Source organism: Algoriphagus locisalis (assembly GCF_900116615.1).
Lineage (GTDB): Bacteria > Bacteroidota > Bacteroidia > Cytophagales > Cyclobacteriaceae > Algoriphagus > Algoriphagus locisalis.
The window spans coordinates 271,510-286,890 of the sequence record NZ_FPBF01000006.1; the positions used below are offsets into that span (position 1 = coordinate 271,510).

Sequence of the window (15,381 nt, forward strand, 5' to 3'; positions counted from 1 at the left end):
CCCGTCTCCTGTCTTCCGTCCAGATCAACCCAGAGAATAAGTCTGATGGCATCCTTACCGATAATCACATAAATTTCACTACTTTCACGGCTGAAATAGTTCTTAACTTTATTTCTTAATCAACCGGAAGAGGTTTTACTTAGCTGTAGATTAATAGGGAATCGTGTGTAAATCACGAACTGTCGCGCAACTGTAAGTAGCACACCAAAGACGATCATCCTCGCATGTCCACTGTCTCCCACACCACGAGGGACGGGAAGGACGATGAAAGTCGCTACAAGTCAGGAGACCTGCCTATTCCGTTCTGACGATGCTTCCGCGAAATGAGGCCTTTTAGTCAAGTTTGATACGTTTTCTTATAGTTCTGTTTATCTGTGCCCTTCGGCTCAGACCATTCCTGCTATGCGCGTATTTCACTTTACTTTTTGCTCCATATCGCAGGCAAAGTGAAATCTAGCCAAAGAGCTTTTAACTCATTATTCATCATTAAAAGTTAAAAGAGATGCAAACGCATAATCTTGGCTATCCGCGAATTGGTAGCCGTCGAGAACTCAAAAAAGCCTGTGAACAGTATTGGTCAGGCAAAATCGCACTTTCTGACCTGCACACTGCTGGAGAAAGTATCCGCAAAGACAACTGGATTCTTCAAAAGGATGCTGGAATTGATTTGATCCCCTCCAATGATTTTTCCTACTATGACCAAGTCTTGGATATGTCCCTGACGGTCGGCGCCATTCCTGAGCGCTATCATGAGGTGATTCTCCAAAAAGGAGGCAATGAACTGGACTTGTATTTCGCTATGGCGCGGGGCTACCAGCAAAATGGCTTGGACATTACTGCCATGGAAATGACAAAATGGTTTGATACGAATTACCATTACATCGTCCCGGAATTCACCAAGAATCAAGAATTCAAGCTGTTCTCCACCAAAGTGATTAAGGAATTTTCCGAAGCAAAGGAGTTGGGAATTACGACCAAGCCAGTGTTGATCGGACCAGTTTCCTATTTGCTTTTGGGAAAGGAAAAAGAAGAAGGTTTTGAACGGATCGACCTGATCAAAAACCTGCTTCCGGTATATCTGGAAATCCTTAAAAAATTGGATGCGCTTCATATTGAATTTGTGCAGTTCGATGAGCCATTTCTAGCGATGGATTTGACTGAGAAAGAGCAAAAAGCCTTTTCATACGTTTACGCCGAGATCAAAAAAGCTTTCCCTTCGCTTAAAATCATTTTGGCTAATTACTTCGATTGCTTCGGAGAAAATCTGGAAATGGCTCTTTCTCTTCCTGTACACACACTTCACCTAGACTTAGTTAGATGCGCATCCCAGCTAGATGATATTCTGGATTTGGGGAAATTGAAAGCCAACGTCAACTTGTCTTTGGGAGTAGTAGATGGGAGAAATATCTGGAAAAATGACTTCAAGCACTCACTTTCTCTCATTAAAAAAGCGGCAGATAAAATCGGTAATGATCGTGTTTGGATAGCTCCCTCTTGCTCGCTGATCCATTCTCCATGTGATTTGGATTTGGAGGAAAATACAGCATCTCTTCCTGCTGAAGTGAAGCAATGGTTGGCTTTTGCGAAGCAGAAAATCGCAGAAGTTGTGACCTTGAAAAAGTTGGTAGAAAACGATAAAGATTTAGAGGTTTTGGAAGCTTTTTCGCTGAATGTGGTAGCAATCGCCAGCCGAAAATCCTCAACACTAATACATAATCTACAGGTCAAAGATCGGTTAAAAGCTATAGTAAAATCTGATGACCAGCGTAAAAGCGGGTTTTCAATTCGCCAATCCAAGCAAAAAGTGGCATTAAACCTCCCACATTTTCCCACTACTACAATTGGCTCCTTTCCACAGACTACCGAAGTACGCTCTTGGAGAGCAAGATTTAAGAAAGGTGATTTGACCCAAGAAGCTTATGAAAAACTCTTGGAAGATGAGACCAAAGATTCTATCCTGTGGCAGGAAGAAATCGGAATGGATGTGCTTGTACATGGGGAATTTGAGCGCAACGACATGGTGGAGTATTTCGGTGAGCAGTTGGCGGGATTTGCTTTCACCAAGTTTGGCTGGGTGCAGAGTTACGGTAGTCGATGCGTGAAGCCGCCGATTATTTACGGGGATGTACAACGTCCTCAGCCGATGACGGTTCGCTGGTCAGCTTTTGCGCAGTCGCTTACTGACAAACCTGTAAAAGGGATGCTTACTGGGCCGGTGACGATCTTGCAATGGAGCTTTGTGCGTAATGATCAGCCTAGGTCTCAAACGTGTACTCAGATTGCTTTGGCTATCCGTGACGAAGTAGTGGATCTGGAGAAGGCTGGAATCGGAGTGATCCAGATCGATGAGCCTGCGATCAGAGAAGGGCTTCCACTGCGAAAAGCGGACTGGAAGGCGTATCTGGAATGGGCAGTTCGCGCATTTAGGATTTCCGCCAGCGGGGTAAAAGATGAAACGCAGATCCATACACACATGTGTTATTCAGAGTTCAATGACATCATTCAGAACATCGCTGACATGGACGCGGATGTGATTACAATAGAATGCTCCAGATCCCAGATGGAGCTGTTGGATGCCTTCGCGGAGTTTAATTATCCAAATGAAATTGGTCCTGGTGTGTATGATATTCACTCTCCACGGGTGCCGTCTAAAGCCGAAATGATCGCATTGATGGAGAAAGCAAAGGCGGTAATCCCGGCAGCAAATCTATGGGTAAACCCGGATTGTGGCTTGAAAACCCGCCACTGGGAAGAAACCAAAAAAGCGCTGATCGAAATGGTGTCTGCAGCGAAGAAACTGCGTGAAGCGGTGACTGAGCCTGTGAGCTAAAAATAAGTTGCCTGGCGGAGTAAGATTCCGCTGGGCGATTTTTTAACAATTAGGATTTCATTTTTGAGGGATTTTGTCTAGAATCGAAAAAATCAGTTATATACAGCTCATCCTCTTCAATTCTATAAATTATTTTAATATTCATGTAAAAAATACGGCGATGATTTTTGCCCAAATGAGATAAGAATGGTTCCTTCTGACCCAGATAAGGATTTTCAACCAGCAGTTGCACTTTTTTTAATAATTCTCTAATAATTTTATCTACAATGAAAGCAGGGATATCAAGTTCAAAAAGATAGAAATCTGTTGTTTTATCTAGTGAATTCCAAGCTTCTTCTGTAAAATGGATTCTCATTTATTTAGTTTATTGGACATTCTTCTCTTTATTTCCTCAATATCCATTACTCTACCATATTTTATATCCTCCTCGCTTACCTGTGCAGAAGAATTTAATCTAGCCTCATAGTCTGCTCGATTGGCCAAAAATAGTTTGATTTCTTCAAGCCATTCTTCACTCTCCACATCTGCTATCATGGAATATATATCTGATCTTAATTTTTCCTTTTTCATAACCTGCTGATTTTGTCTCTCTAATTTAAGGCTTTTACCAATCAAATCTCCTCAATTACACTTTCTCCCTTTGAACGATCACCAGAGGTCCATTCCCAGGTTTCATGGAGGCGAATTTTTCCGTTTTCCAAAATTTCAGGCTTAGAATGGCAAATTCCCGTCATCAATTCGCCCTTGTTATTCACCTGATGATAGCGCATGTTGATGTTTCCGGACTCGTCCACCAAACCGATCAGATGACCCTTTAGAATTTTTCCGCCAGCATAGCCTGCCGTCAGGATATTGCCTTCCTGATGATAGTGGAAAATTGTTTCGGAAGAAGTCTCTCCATTTTCCGTGTTCTGTACCGCATGGAATTTGCGATTATTGTAATTGATCACCGCCTGTCCATTATGTTTATCCATGATTTGAATAGGTTCTTTTCACTAAAATTAAGTCCTTTCGTGGAAATGTATGCCTTTTCAATTGATCCTTCCAAGTATCTTGGGGCTTCAAATCCCAAATTTTGACTTACGTATGAGATCTCTATTACTTCCTGTTTGCCTTCTCTTTTGCCTAAGTGCTCAAGCACAAATGTTTCCTCATGGAGAGGAATTCACTCGTCAGGACACCCTTCGCGGCACGATCACTCCAGAGAGAGCTTGGTGGGATTTGCAGTATTATCATTTGGAAGTAAAAGTGGATCCTGATACCAAGTCACTTTCTGGGAAAAATACTGTCAAATACAAAGTCTTGGAAGATCCAAAACGCATGCAGATTGACTTGCAAGCGCCTATGAAACTCATAAAAGCTGAGCAAGACGGAGCTGAATTGGAAATTGAGCATGAGGGAAATGCACATTTCATCACCTTGAAAGCAGCCCAGCCAATTGGTGAAGAGAAGGAATTGGCGCTTACGTTTTCAGGAACTCCAGTGGAGGCAATTCGTCCTCCTTGGGATGGTGGCTTGACTTGGCAAAAAGACAGTAATGGCTTGCATTTTATTGCAAATTCCAATCAAGGTATAGGAGCTAGTATTTGGTGGCCAAACAAGGATCATGGCTACGATGAGCCGGATCAAGGCGTATTGATGTCAGTGACAGTTCCGGAAGATCTAATGGACGTGTCAAATGGCCGACTGATAGGAACTGATCATGACAAAGAAGCCAAGACCAAAACCTATCACTGGGAGGTGAAAAACCCAATCAATAATTACGGAATCAATATCAACGTAGGTGATTATGTTCATTTTGGCGAAAAATATAAAGGGGAAAAAGGCGAGCTGGACATGGATTATTATGTGCTTCGTGAAAACCTGAAAAAAGCCAAAAAGCAGTTTGAAGATGCTCCAAAAATGATGGAAGCATTCGAGCATTGGTTTGGCCCGTATCCATTTTATGAAGACAGCTACAAACTAGTGGAGGCTCCTTATTTAGGCATGGAGCATCAGAGTTCGGTGACTTACGGCAATGCTTATGCAAATGGCTATTTGGGACGAGATCTCAGTGGAACAGGCTGGGGTCTGAAGTTTGACTTTATCATTATCCATGAGTCGGGGCACGAGTGGTTTGCCAATAATATCACTTACCGAGATGTGGCGGATATGTGGATTCATGAGAGTTTCACTGCCTATTCCGAGAATCTCTTTCTGGACTATTTTTATGGAAAAGAAGCAAGCAAGGAATATGTCCTAGGTACCAGAATGGCCATCAGCAATGATATTCCGATCATCGGCACTTACAACGTAAACTCCGAAGGCTCTGGGGATATGTATTATAAGGGTGCCAATATGTTACATACCATTCGTCAGATTGTGAATGACGATGAGAAATGGAGAAGTATTCTGCGCGGATTGAATGAAGAGTTTTATCATAAAACAGTTTCTACCCGACAAATTGAAAGTTATATTTCACAAAAAGTTGGTATCAATCTTACACCCGTTTTTAATCAGTATTTAAGAGATATCCGCATTCCTATTTTCAGCTATAATATCATGGACGGCGAGCTATTTTACCGTTGGGAAAATGTAGTTGTAGGATTTGAGATGCCGGTGAAAATCTATGTTGATGGAAAAGAAATGAGTTTGAAGCCTACGCAGCGCTGGCAGCAAGTCGAGGTTTTGCAGGAAAATGCGAAAATCAGCGTAGATGAAAATTACTACGTGGGTTCGTTTAATATTTCGGGGAATTAATTTATCTGATTATCCGCAATGATGCCAGTAACCATATTTTCCGTGGTTTATTAGCTTGAAGACCGATGCTTCGACTTCTCTCAGCACAGGTGACGGATGATTCCCGCAGGAGCGGGACAGGCTGAAGTAGCCTCAATGCTAGGGTTGACCAAATCCTATGATGCTTTAGTCTCTTTACTGGCAGAAAAGCGGATATACAAATTAATTCAAAAATGGAATGAGTATTTCCTTGGCTTTTTCTTCGGTAAAAAGTACCAGACCGGTAAGACTATCCGGATATTTGAATACGATCATTTGATTGCCTAAGCATTTTACCTCAAAGCGGAGCGGAGGATCTAAATCATCGATGAATTCAAGGATACCTTCGGAGCTAAGTTTCCAATCCAGTTCATAAACCTCTCCTTTTTCTGTTTTGGAGGAGGTGCCATCTTCTCGAAAGGTATAATAACAGTCAATCTTTCTGGATTCGTCTAAACAATACCAAGGATTCGCAATTAACAATTCCCGGGTTATAACCTTCCCGAAAAAAATGATGTCAACGGATAACAGATTGATAAAGTCAAACATAGCAAAACAATTTACTAATTCGTTTCAACTTTATCGTAATAAATTCTCGAGCTTTTTTTTCTGAAAGTCTATTTGTTTTTCCCGCCGATATGCGCAGAAAAAGTAGCTGACCTGCTCTGATTCTGTAAATTACTATTATGCTTCTTTAATCTTCGTTTGTGAAGTTCTAGCTCAGGAACGTTTCTAAGGGAAACTATGCTAACCTTTGATTTTGTAGATTTTTCCTTCTGTTTTACTCATGATATAAACTTGCCCACTAGCATCCTGGCCAAACTTTAGATCTACCCGTTCTCCACCGCAAAGCTCCAAAAGACTGATTTCTTTGCCCTCATAGCTTACACCCCAGGTTTGCACTTCTGAATTTCCCGATTTTTCTAAATCGGCAAAAAACAATCTCCCCGATAAGATATCTCCAAAGATAAATTTGTCCTCAAGTGGGCCATAAGGCATGATATACCCGGCAATGATAGCGGCTAATTCATCATGATCTAGCTGAATGATCGGGTAGCTTATCCCAAAACTTGCATCATTCTCCTGAAGAGGGAAAATTTCATTGAATTTTCCATAAGGGTTGATTACAAATCGTCCTTCACGAATCGGCCAGCCGTAGAATTTACCTTTTTCTATTTTATTTAACTCTTCAATGGAGTGCTGACCAATGTCGGTGGCAAACATGTTTCCTTCTTCATCCCAGAAAACCCTGTTGGGATTTCGGAAACCGTAAGCATAGACTTCACCGGCTTTTCCTTCAATGCCTGAAAAGGGATTGCTCGCTGGTATTCCATATTTTCCGTTAGGGCTATCATTCCCTTGAGGATCTATACGAAGTATGCTGCTATAGACTTTAGCTCCTTTATTGTCCGAAAGATAGCCGAAGCGCTGTTCCGTGAGCCCGCCGTCTCCAAATCCTATGAAAAGCAATCCATAATCTTCATCTCCAGACTTTGCATTGGGATTGAAGGTCAGCTCCTGCATTCCGTGTGCTTGGGAGGGAATATCTATCCTGAGTAGTTCTCGGGAAGAGCCGGCAAAAGTAGCAGCAGCTGGATTCTCTGCTTTCCACTCCGTGACAATCCACTGCATAAATACGCGGATACTATCAGCATAGCCATAGTCAGGTGCCTGAGTGCCTCCAGGTTCGGTGTGGGCGGTATAGAAAAGACCATTCTCGGCGAACTCAGGATGGAAAGTGAAACTAGCCATTCCCGTAGCCCATCCGGGTTTGCTGACAAGCTCAGGTTTCAGTTCCTTGATTGGCAGGTAGAGCTTGGGTTTATTGTCCACAAGTTCATAAAGTCCTACCCGCTGATCATTGACAAAGAGTCGCTCAGTTCCTGGAGCTGTCTCCATTTTGGTCATCTTGGCCAAGGGGTGAGCAGAATCCGAAGCAGGTAATTGACTGTAAAGCTCTATTTCTAAGCGAATTCCAGAATCAGATAAGGTGTCAGGGATGGGATCTTCCAGCCCTAGGGGAGGAATGGAATCCGGCAGATTTTCATACGTGTGTAAATAGGCCAAGAGTGCATCCAGCTCAGGTTCTTCCAGTCCCGGAAATGGAGGCATATACGTTTTGTATTTTTCCAGGAGTTGAAGTGCTCTTGGGTCTTTTGCTTCGATGGTAGCTGAGGGGTTCTTTATAAAGTTCCTGATCCAGTCAGATTCTACCGAATGAGTAACTCCGCTCAGATTTGGCCCGATACCGTCATGGTCAAAGCCATGGCAGGTGCTACAGTTATTTTCAAAAAGCACTTTTCCAGCCTCTATTTGCTCTTTTTCAGTGCTTATTTCACTTCCGAATGGCTTTTTCTTGGAACAGGAAAAAATGATCAGTACTATCCCAAAACTAAGAATCACAGATTTTTTCATCAATGCTAAGATGTGGTTTTTTGTATATTATGCCAAATAAGATAGTATTAATGGCTTAGCTGTCCTGCGTTATCGTTGGATTTATCCATTTTTTCAGGATAAATATTGCGTCAGGAATTTAGCGTAATGCGGAAGGTAGTTCCCTCACCAAGTGTGCTCTCCACGGCTATAGTACCGCCAAGGGTTTTTACATGATTGTAAACTAAATATAGTCCGATTCCCTGGCTGTCTTCCCTATTATTGAATGTTTGCTGGAATCCAAAAATTTTATCCCCGATTTTTTCCATATCGAAGCCAAGTCCATTGTCAGAAAAACTAAGCTGAATCTTATCTTTTATCACTGTAGTAGTAATGGCAATCTCTGGAGGAATTCCGGGCTTTTTATACTTAATCGAATTGGTGATCAGGTTTAGAAAAATGCTCTCCAGGTAATTAGGGTTTGAATGGATCTTTCCTAGTTGGCTAAAATCACCTGTTATCCTTGCTTCGGATTTTTTTATCAGTGTACTGATTGATTTTGATACGTTTTCAACAATTCTATTCAGATCAACTTCCTCGCTTGGTATGTATAGGGATTGTTTGTCCCGAAGTTCTTTGGAGTAAAAATTCAATTTATCTCTTAAATCTTCACAGGACATCTTAAAGACCTCCATGAGATCCAAGGTCTCTTTGTCCGTAATTTTTGAAAAATCTATTAATTCATAAAGCGACAGCAAGTTATTCACAGGAGACCTGAGATCATGTGAAGTCATGTGTCCAATATGACGAAGATCTTTATTAATTTCAGTTAAGCTAGTCAAGAGTGTGTTTCTTTCAGCTTCGAGCTCTTTTTTTGGCGTGATATTCTTCGCTATTGCAAACACTAATTTGGCTTGCTCCATTGGTTGGGATGTCCAGGAAAGCCATACTAACTCTCCTGATTTTGTTACATATCTGTTTTCAAAATCAACAAGGGGTTCTGAATTGAGCAATGACTTCCTTACCATCGCAGTCTTTTCTTTATCCTCCTCGTACACAAAGTGGTTTACTGGCTTTGCATATAATTCTTCATAACTATAACCTAAAACATCTACAACTGCAGGATTTACTTTCTTGAAATACCCATCAAAACCAGCAATACAAATTAAGTCAGGAGTCAGTTCAAAGAAGGTATCGTACTGGGATATTTCCGAATTCATTCTATTAGGATTAGCTGGGTGTGCCGCTTAAAAGTTTAAGCGAGAATAATGAAAAAATTCAATAATTGGGAGAAAAAAATTAAACACCAATGAAAAAATGGCCATCAATCTGCTGATAGCCATTTTGTGTTTTATTCTTCGATGGAAAAGGTCTCATCTTCCAAGTAATGTGGATATATTTTTCGATGCTGTTTTTTTACCTCAGCGATCAATGTTTGACGAAACTCTTCCACATTCTGACCACTAGCCGCAGCCATAAATACCGGCGGAATTCCGGTTTTTTTCTGATAGGCTTCTGCGAGTGCATCGAAGTCTAGAAAATTGGCCTCCTCTAACTCCAGCTCAGTCATTTTCATGCTTTCTTCCTCACTAGGCATGGTTTCTACCAGGTCTATTTTGTTGAAAACAAGAAGAGTCGGTTTATCTCCCGCCTTGATTTCATTCAGTGTCTGAGTCACTACAGCGATATGCTCCTCAAAATGTGGATGTGAGATATCCACCACATGCACGAGCAAATCAGCTTCTCGGATCTCGTCCAAGGTAGATTTGAACGCTGCAATTAAGTGCGTTGGGAGTTTTCGAATGAACCCGACTGTGTCAGACAGTAAGAAAGGCACATTTTCCAATACTACTTTTCTTACCGTAGAATCAACGGTAGCGAAAAGTTTATTCTCAGCCAGAATGTTCGTCTTTGTGATGAGGTTCATCAAGGTGCTTTTTCCCACATTGGTGTAGCCGACTACTGCCACCCGGACAATTCCTTTTCTACCTTTTCTCTGGGTTTCACCCTGTTTTTCTATTTCCCGAAGCTTTTCTTTCAACAGCGTGATTCTTCCTCGGATATCCCGTTTATCGGTTTCTATTTCCTTCTCACCTGCTCCACCTCGCGTTGTCGTACCACCTCGCTGTCGCTCCAAGTGCGTCCACATATTAGTCAGGCGTGGCAATAAATATTGGAAACGAGCCAACTCAACCTGTGTTTTGGCTTGGGCAGTTTGCGCTCTTTTCAGAAATATATCTAGAATCAAAAGCGATCGATCATAGATCGTCACCTTCAGTTCATTCTCCAAATTCCTCATCTGAGAAGGAGAAAGATCATCATCGAAAATGACCATATCGACTTCAAAATGCTTGATGTATGCTGCGATTTCTTCCAATTTCCCTGTACCTACAAAAGTCTTGATATCAGGCTTTTCCATTTTCTGGGTGAAGCGATACACAGTTTTTGCACCTAAGGTCTCAGTCAAAAAAGCTAACTCATCCAGATATTCCTCCGTTTGTTGCTCTGTTTGGTATTGCCGGACGACACTTACTAAAATAGCAGTTTCCTCTTTTGGAGCTGTTTCGTAAAGTTTTTGAAGTTTGCGTGAATGTTTACTCATAAGTTGAATTCTATGTCAAAGCAATGCAGAAAACTGGAATATAGTTTCCTCAGGTTCGTAAAAGCCGGTAATTGAGGTGTTGTTTTTACGAATTGTAGCGTCAGATGCTACAAAGTTCGACATATTTCCTTAGAATTGATTAGGATAGTGTTTTCTCTCTTGGTTATTTTGCCCTTTAATGCCAGCATTAACAGTCACCTAATGGCCCAACTAATAAAAGCACCCTTAGCAGGCGTGTTAGAGATTTTTCCTAGAATTTTTGAAGATCAAAGAGGATATTTCTTTGAATCTTACCGAGAAGATTGGCTACAAGCTGAAGGGGTAGCTCACGGATGGGTGCAAGACAATCAGAGCTTTTCTCAAAAAGGAACAGTTCGTGGCTTACATTTCCAGCGAGGTGAGCATGCACAGGCAAAATTAGTGCGGGTCATTCAGGGAAAGGTGCTGGACGTGATCGTAGATTTGAGGAAAGGCTCAGCGACCTTTGGGGAGAAATATGAAACTATTCTCGATTCCCAAAGAAATAATTTGATGTATGTGCCAGCAGGTTTCGCACATGGTTTTTCGGTACTGGAAGACTCGATTTTCGCTTACAAATGCTCCAATTATTATAATAAAGCGAGCGAAGGTGGAATTCTTTGGAACGACCCCACCTTGGCGATTGATTGGCAAGTAGCTGTACCGATTACCTCAGAGAAAGATGCAGACTGGCCAACTTTAGAAGCATTTAAAATTAGTGAAGGAGGATTGTAATGGGGATTTTAGATCTATTTAAAAGAAAGCCGGAGGTGGTAGAAGACCTTGAACTTAGCTGGTTGGAGGTAGATATGCATTCGCATTTGATTCCTGGAATTGATGATGGATCCAAGACCATGGAGGAATCTCTCCAGCTGATCAAACGTCTATCAGATTACGGCTTGCGCAAAATAATTACCACTCCGCATATCATGTCAGAGTACTATCGCAATACTCCAGAGATAATCAGGATGGGATTGGAGGATTTGCGTAAAGCGGTGAAAAAGGAAGGGATTTCCATAGAAATAGACGCAGCCGCAGAGTACTACATGGATGAGATATTCCTCGAAAAAATAAAGGACGGTGAAGAAGTTCTCACGTTTGGAGATAATTATATTCTAGTTGAGACGGGCTTTATCAACAAGCCTCAAATGCTTCTGGAAATTATTTTCCAGCTCGAAATGGCAGGGTACAAACCTATCCTCGCACATCCAGAGCGCTATCAATACCTAATTTCTGACAAAGGACTACTACAGGATTTGACGGATAGAAACATTCTTTTTCAGGTGAATATGCTTTCACTGACGGGATTTTACTCCAAACCGGTAAAGGATTTTGGAGAAATGCTGGTAGAGACTGGACAGGTGAGATTTTTTGGAACAGACTGCCACAATCCACGTTACCTGGATATGATGGAGGCTTTACCAAAGTCAAAACTGTATCAAAAAATCAAGCAACTCGATTTGCTCAATTCCTCTCTTTGATTTGTGTAAAAGTCAATGAAAATTCTTATCACAGGTATTACAGGGTTGTTTGGAAGCTACTTGGCCAAGGAATTTGCAGGTCTGGGAGAGATCCATGGACTTCGTAGAATCAACTCTTCGACCAGACTGTTGGATGATGTGGGTTTTCCTATCACCTGGCATGAGGGGAAGCTTTCTGATATAGAATCTCTTGAGGAAGCTATGTCCGGTATCGATTTGGTGATACATGCTGCAGGCAAAGTTTCATTTGATTCAAGGGAAAAGGATAGCCTCTATAGAATCAATTCGGAGGGCACCAAAAATGTGGTGAATGCCATGCTGAACACGGGTGTAAAAAAGCTAGTGCATGTGAGCTCCGTGGCCGCGATAGGAAGAAGCCCTGAAGTGATGCAACTCGATGAGAACTTCAAATGGGTGGAAACACCACTCAATACGGATTATGGCGTTTCTAAGTATTTAGCAGAATTGGAGGTGTGGAGAGGAGAGCAGGAAGGGCTTGATCTGATCGTGGTGAATCCTTCCATTTTGCTAGGAAAAATCAGCGATGACCGAAGCTCCACAGATATTTACCATTACGTACTTGATGAGAACTCCTATTACCCAGCGGGAGATTTGAACTACATAGATGTGCGGGATGCTGCCACTCAGGTGCGGCAATTGGTAGAAAAAGAAGCTTGGGGAGAGCGATTTATCCTGAATAATGAAAGTATCTCGTATAAAGAGTTCTTTGAAAAGATGGCTTTGGCCTTTGGTAAAAAAACGCCCAATAAGGCGGTAAATCCAGTAATGCTCAAGGTTGTAGTATTCCTAAATACTGTTTTCAGAAAACTCGGATTAAGCAAAAGCCCTCTGAACAAGAAGACTGCAATGATTTCTCAGCAAAAAGTCTTTTTCGATAATAGCAAAGTGAATAAAGTACTTCAGACCTCTTATCACTCCCTGGAAGACACCTTTGAGTGGTCAAAGTAAACTTATTTTTGATCCTATTCGTTTGTTCCAAAAGCCTAGAGTAGAGATCACGCAATTTCTCTTCACTACAAAAATAAAATTTAACAAATCGAGATTTTGAGAGACCAAATTTATTGGTAACTTAAATAAACCATAACGCATCCTAATGACCGGAGATCACGATCACGATTGGGAAAATGACAAGAAGCTGGTAGAGCGATTTGAAAATTCCCTACAATCCAATCTGGACCTTTATTTCGAAGAGGAAGAATTGGAAGATATCATCCGATTTTACTTTGATCAGCAGAAGTTTCTGAAAGCGTTGCGCGCATCTGAATTTTCCCTGGAAAGATTTCCTTTCTCTGTGGAAATTAAGCTCTTGAAAGCCCAATGTTTGATTTTCAATGATGAATTGGAAGAAGGTCAAGAGATTCTGGAAAACATCAATAATATTTCGCCGAACAATGAAGAGATCATTCTTGCGTTGGCGAATGCCTATATTTTAAGTGGGACACCCAAAGATGGGATAGAATTATTGGAGAATTTCCTGCCCTTAGCAGAAGATAAAGCTGAGGTTTTTTATTCCTTAGGAAACCTATACCGTGTCCAGAACAACAATGAAAAGGCCAGCTACTATTTCAAAGAAGCCGTAAAAAACCGCATCAATCACGAAGACGCACTTTTTCAGTTGGCAATGATCACTGAGGAAGAAGGTTCTTTTGATGAGATACTGGATTTTTATCAGGAATTCATAGATCAGGATCCCTATAGCGCAGGAGCATGGTATAATTTAGGCGTGGTCTATAACAGACTTGGTAGATTTGAAGATGCTATCAAAGCCTATGATTATGCGATTATAATTGATGATTCCTTTGCCTCAGCCTATTTCAATCTTGGAAATGCGCTGATGAATACACAGCAATATGAGTTGGCGTTGGAAGCATACCAAAACACGATTAATTGTGAAGGTGCAAATGCTGAGAATTGCTGCTACATGGGTGCCGCCTATGAGAAGCTGGATAAAATTGATGAGGCTTTCAAGTATTTCAAGAAGTCCGCGAAGTTTGATGAGGAATACGACGATGCTTGGTTTGGCTTAGGAATGTGCATGCTAAAGAAGGAAAAATTCTTTGAGGCCATACATTATTTCAAAAAAGCGTTAAATCTCACAAAAGAAAATTCAAATTATTGGGTAGGTCTCGGTGATGCAGAATTCAATTTGGGAAATATGCAAGCCAGTTCCGAAGCCTACGAAGAAGCCATTAATCTAGAGCCAGGAATTTTGGAAACCTATGTGAATCTGGCACTTATATATTTTGAGCAGAACCGCTTTGAAGAAGCTATAGACGTCACTCGGGAAGGAATAGAAGAAATGCCGGAGGAAGCTGAGCTGTATTATCGCTTGGTAGTCTACCTGATCAAAATGGGCAATTACAAAGAGGCGTTTTCATTTTTGGAAAATGGGTTAACTTTGGACTTCGAAAAGCATACCATCATGTATGATTTGATGCCGGAGCTGAAACAGCAGAAGGCCTTATACAAGATTATTGCCCAATATCGAGAGGAAAACCTCGAGTCTTAACATTAAAACCTCGCTAATGAATTATGAGCTGAATAATATCCCTGTTCGGACTGAAAAGCCACGAACCAAAGGATTTACCATGGCCATGGACAAAGGCCTTAGCCTACGTGCCACAGAAGATTTTGTAGAAAGTTGTTCCGATTTTGTAGATATAGTTAAACTTGGGTGGGCTACTTCGTACGTAACCAAAAACCTGAATGAGAAACTAGCGATTTATAAGGAAGCTGGAATTCCAGTTTACTTGGGAGGGACTCTTTTTGAAGCTTTTATTGTAAGAGGCCAGTTTGACGATTACAGAAAAGTATTAGATAAATATGATCTTTCTTTCGCTGAGGTATCAGATGGGTCTATTTCTCTAAATCATGATAAAAAGTGTGAATACATAACTACACTAGCCAAGCAAGTTACGGTACTATCCGAAGTTGGATCCAAAGATGCTGCTAAGATCATTCCTCCTTATAAGTGGATTGAGCAGATGCAGACTGAACTGGATGCAGGTGCTTGGAAAGTAATTGGTGAAGCGAGAGAGGGCGGAAACGTAGGTCTTTTCAGAGATTCTGGAGAAGTAAGACAAGGCCTAGTCGAAGAAATTCTAACCCAGATTCCTGAAGAAAGAATCATCTGGGAGGCTCCAATCAAATCTCAGCAAGTTTGGTTTATCAAACTGATCGGCGCCAATGTGAACCTTGGAAATATCAGTCCTTCCGAAGTAATTCCTCTAGAGACAATTCGATTGGGCTTGAGAGGCGATACATTCGATCACTTTTTGGGAGAAATCAAATTGTAATAC

Annotated in this window: 14 protein-coding genes and 1 riboswitch; of the genes, 7 read left to right on the forward strand and 7 right to left on the reverse strand. The window is 41.4% G+C overall.

From position 1 onward, the window contains the following. Window positions 1–113 precede the first annotated feature (113 nt). Window positions 114–312: riboswitch (cobalamin riboswitch) on the forward strand. Between the two features lie 190 nt (window positions 313–502). Further along, the gene (gene metE / locus BM386_RS17235; RefSeq protein ID WP_091696545.1) at window positions 503–2,830 is read left to right on the forward strand and encodes a 5-methyltetrahydropteroyltriglutamate--homocysteine S-methyltransferase; all 2,328 of its coding nucleotides are present in this window, start codon (window positions 503–505) and stop codon (window positions 2,828–2,830) included. 49 nt (window positions 2,831–2,879) lie between these two features. On the opposite strand, the gene BM386_RS17240 is transcribed toward metE, so the two are convergent. From BM386_RS17240 to BM386_RS17250, 3 genes are read right to left on the reverse strand one after another with little or no spacing between them, the layout of a single operon-like run. Beyond that, a complete protein-coding gene (locus tag BM386_RS17240; protein WP_091696547.1) occupies window positions 2,880–3,185 on the reverse strand; it encodes a type II toxin-antitoxin system RelE/ParE family toxin in 306 nt (101 codons plus the stop codon). Continuing rightward, window positions 3,182–3,400 (reverse strand): hypothetical protein, encoded by a 219-nt coding sequence (locus BM386_RS17245; protein ID WP_139235939.1) that lies wholly within the window; start codon window positions 3,398–3,400, stop codon window positions 3,182–3,184. Before BM386_RS17245 ends, BM386_RS17240 begins: the two co-directional genes overlap by 4 nt. Window positions 3,401–3,441: 41 nt before the next feature. Beyond that, complete coding sequence (locus BM386_RS17250; protein WP_244545556.1) at window positions 3,442–3,804, reverse strand: avidin-fold protein; 363 nt, start codon at window positions 3,802–3,804, stop codon at window positions 3,442–3,444. Between the two features lie 112 nt (window positions 3,805–3,916). Between BM386_RS17250 and BM386_RS17255 the strand changes: the two genes are divergently transcribed. After that, window positions 3,917–5,569, forward strand: coding sequence for a M1 family metallopeptidase (locus tag BM386_RS17255; protein ID WP_091696761.1), 1,653 nt, complete (start codon window positions 3,917–3,919; stop codon window positions 5,567–5,569). 201 nt (window positions 5,570–5,770) lie between these two features. Here the strand turns inward: BM386_RS17255 and BM386_RS17260 are convergent, their stop codons facing one another. The 4 genes from BM386_RS17260 to hflX form a co-directional block, all read right to left on the reverse strand. Then, a complete protein-coding gene (locus BM386_RS17260; RefSeq protein WP_091696550.1) occupies window positions 5,771–6,136 on the reverse strand; it encodes a hypothetical protein in 366 nt (121 codons plus the stop codon). A 198-nt stretch (window positions 6,137–6,334) separates the two neighbouring features. Beyond that, a complete protein-coding gene (locus BM386_RS17265; RefSeq protein ID WP_091696552.1) occupies window positions 6,335–8,002 on the reverse strand; it encodes a PQQ-dependent sugar dehydrogenase in 1,668 nt (555 codons plus the stop codon). Window positions 8,003–8,112: 110 nt separating this feature from the next. Further along, window positions 8,113–9,180, reverse strand: coding sequence for a PAS domain-containing sensor histidine kinase (locus BM386_RS17270; RefSeq protein ID WP_091696553.1), 1,068 nt, complete (start codon window positions 9,178–9,180; stop codon window positions 8,113–8,115). Between the two features lie 131 nt (window positions 9,181–9,311). Further along, the gene (gene hflX, locus BM386_RS17275; protein ID WP_091696555.1) at window positions 9,312–10,562 is read right to left on the reverse strand and encodes a GTPase HflX; all 1,251 of its coding nucleotides are present in this window, start codon (window positions 10,560–10,562) and stop codon (window positions 9,312–9,314) included. Between the two features lie 201 nt (window positions 10,563–10,763). Between hflX and rfbC the strand changes: the two genes are divergently transcribed. The 5 genes from rfbC (at window position 10,764) to BM386_RS17300 (ending at window position 15,378) form a co-directional block, all read left to right on the forward strand. Continuing rightward, window positions 10,764–11,315 carry a dTDP-4-dehydrorhamnose 3,5-epimerase gene (gene rfbC / locus BM386_RS17280; RefSeq protein ID WP_091696556.1) on the forward strand — a complete coding sequence of 184 codons (552 nt, stop codon included), beginning with the start codon at window positions 10,764–10,766 and terminating at the stop codon, window positions 11,313–11,315. Further along, complete coding sequence (locus BM386_RS17285) at window positions 11,315–12,061, forward strand: tyrosine-protein phosphatase (RefSeq protein WP_091696558.1); 747 nt, start codon at window positions 11,315–11,317, stop codon at window positions 12,059–12,061. Before rfbC ends, BM386_RS17285 begins: the two co-directional genes overlap by 1 nt. Before the next feature lie 15 nt (window positions 12,062–12,076). Further along, window positions 12,077–13,030, forward strand: coding sequence for an NAD-dependent epimerase/dehydratase family protein (locus BM386_RS17290; RefSeq protein WP_091696560.1), 954 nt, complete (start codon window positions 12,077–12,079; stop codon window positions 13,028–13,030). A gap of 145 nt (window positions 13,031–13,175) precedes the next feature. Beyond that, window positions 13,176–14,591 carry a tetratricopeptide repeat protein gene (locus BM386_RS17295; RefSeq protein ID WP_091696561.1) on the forward strand — a complete coding sequence of 472 codons (1,416 nt, stop codon included), beginning with the start codon at window positions 13,176–13,178 and terminating at the stop codon, window positions 14,589–14,591. 16 nt (window positions 14,592–14,607) lie between these two features. Beyond that, a complete protein-coding gene (locus BM386_RS17300; protein ID WP_091696563.1) occupies window positions 14,608–15,378 on the forward strand; it encodes a phosphosulfolactate synthase in 771 nt (256 codons plus the stop codon). Window positions 15,379–15,381 lie beyond the last annotated feature (3 nt).

What these genes read in the sequence shown, in the direction of transcription:
- metE (WP_091696545.1), top strand. Translation starts at nt 503, where the DNA reads ATGCAAACGCATAATCTTGGCTATCCGCGAATTGGTAGCCGTCGAGAA.
- BM386_RS17240 (WP_091696547.1), bottom strand. Translation starts at nt 3,185, where the DNA reads ATGAGAATCCATTTTACAGAAGAAGCTTGGAATTCACTAGATAAAACA.
- BM386_RS17245 (WP_139235939.1), bottom strand. Translation starts at nt 3,400, where the DNA reads ATGAAAAAGGAAAAATTAAGATCAGATATATATTCCATGATAGCAGAT.
- BM386_RS17250 (WP_244545556.1), bottom strand. Translation starts at nt 3,804, where the DNA reads ATGGATAAACATAATGGACAGGCGGTGATCAATTACAATAATCGCAAA.
- BM386_RS17255 (WP_091696761.1), top strand. Translation starts at nt 3,917, where the DNA reads ATGAGATCTCTATTACTTCCTGTTTGCCTTCTCTTTTGCCTAAGTGCT.
- BM386_RS17260 (WP_091696550.1), bottom strand. Translation starts at nt 6,136, where the DNA reads ATGTTTGACTTTATCAATCTGTTATCCGTTGACATCATTTTTTTCGGG.
- BM386_RS17265 (WP_091696552.1), bottom strand. Translation starts at nt 8,002, where the DNA reads ATGAAAAAATCTGTGATTCTTAGTTTTGGGATAGTACTGATCATTTTT.
- BM386_RS17270 (WP_091696553.1), bottom strand. Translation starts at nt 9,180, where the DNA reads ATGAATTCGGAAATATCCCAGTACGATACCTTCTTTGAACTGACTCCT.
- hflX (WP_091696555.1), bottom strand. Translation starts at nt 10,562, where the DNA reads ATGAGTAAACATTCACGCAAACTTCAAAAACTTTACGAAACAGCTCCA.
- rfbC (WP_091696556.1), top strand. Translation starts at nt 10,764, where the DNA reads ATGGCCCAACTAATAAAAGCACCCTTAGCAGGCGTGTTAGAGATTTTT.
- BM386_RS17285 (WP_091696558.1), top strand. Translation starts at nt 11,315, where the DNA reads ATGGGGATTTTAGATCTATTTAAAAGAAAGCCGGAGGTGGTAGAAGAC.
- BM386_RS17290 (WP_091696560.1), top strand. Translation starts at nt 12,077, where the DNA reads ATGAAAATTCTTATCACAGGTATTACAGGGTTGTTTGGAAGCTACTTG.
- BM386_RS17295 (WP_091696561.1), top strand. Translation starts at nt 13,176, where the DNA reads ATGACCGGAGATCACGATCACGATTGGGAAAATGACAAGAAGCTGGTA.
- BM386_RS17300 (WP_091696563.1), top strand. Translation starts at nt 14,608, where the DNA reads ATGAATTATGAGCTGAATAATATCCCTGTTCGGACTGAAAAGCCACGA.